Source organism: Metaplanococcus flavidus, assembly GCF_042675885.1.
Lineage (GTDB): Bacteria > Bacillota > Bacilli > Bacillales_A > Planococcaceae > Planococcus > Planococcus flavidus.
The window spans coordinates 1-753 of the sequence record NZ_JBHTKI010000029.1 but is presented as its reverse complement, the minus strand read 5'-3'; the positions used below and the strand labels follow the sequence as shown (position 1 = coordinate 753).

The window sequence follows — 753 nt, the reverse complement described above, 5'->3', positions numbered from 1 at the left end:
TAGACTGACATAGCGATTTGAGACACATATAAAACACCATCTTTAGGCTGCTTGCGCCCCAAATTCTTTGGGTGTCAGGTAGCCTAATTTTTCTAGGATCCGGTCTTCGTTGTAGTAACGCATGTATTCATTCACTTTCCCCACGACCTGAATATTGTGCATCGAATTGAATTTGATGTATTGGAATTCCTCCGATTTGATATTAGAATGGAAGGATTCGATGACCGCATTGTCCCAACAGTTCCCACGCCGTGACATACTGCTCACCGCGTGTTTCTCCTTGATCAAATCCTGATAGGCATATGACGTATAGACACTCCCCTGATCAGAGTGGATAATAATCCCCTCGGGATAGCCCCGCAATTTCAGTGCTTCGTTCAAGGTATCGATGACCAGTGGTGTCTGCTGGTGATCATACATCTTGTACGCGACAATTTCGTTATTGAACAGGTCCATGATCGTCGACAGGTACATCGTCGAACTTCCGTACTGGATATACGTGATATCCGTTACCCATTTCTGGTTTGGCGCAGAAGCCGTGAAATTACGTTCCAGAAGATTCGGTGCGATGATGACCGATTCGCCTTGTGATTTCCATTTCCGTTTCGGTTTGATCCGGCATTGCAGGTGATGCTTTTGCATGATGGTTTGAACCGTATTGCGATGCCGATCCAGCTTGTAATCGTCCTTCAATAATTTCTTGATTTTCCGATGCCCAAAACGATACTTCGTTTTCCTGCACAACGTGATAAT

The 753-nt window shown here is 44.9% G+C and carries 1 protein-coding gene; it reads right to left on the bottom strand.

All coding sequences use genetic code 11. The features are described 5' to 3' along the window. Window positions 1-42: 42 nt before the first annotated feature. The coding region (locus tag ACFQ1X_RS15400) for an IS3 family transposase (protein WP_379083308.1) at window positions 43-753 on the bottom strand (711 nt) is incomplete at its 5' end.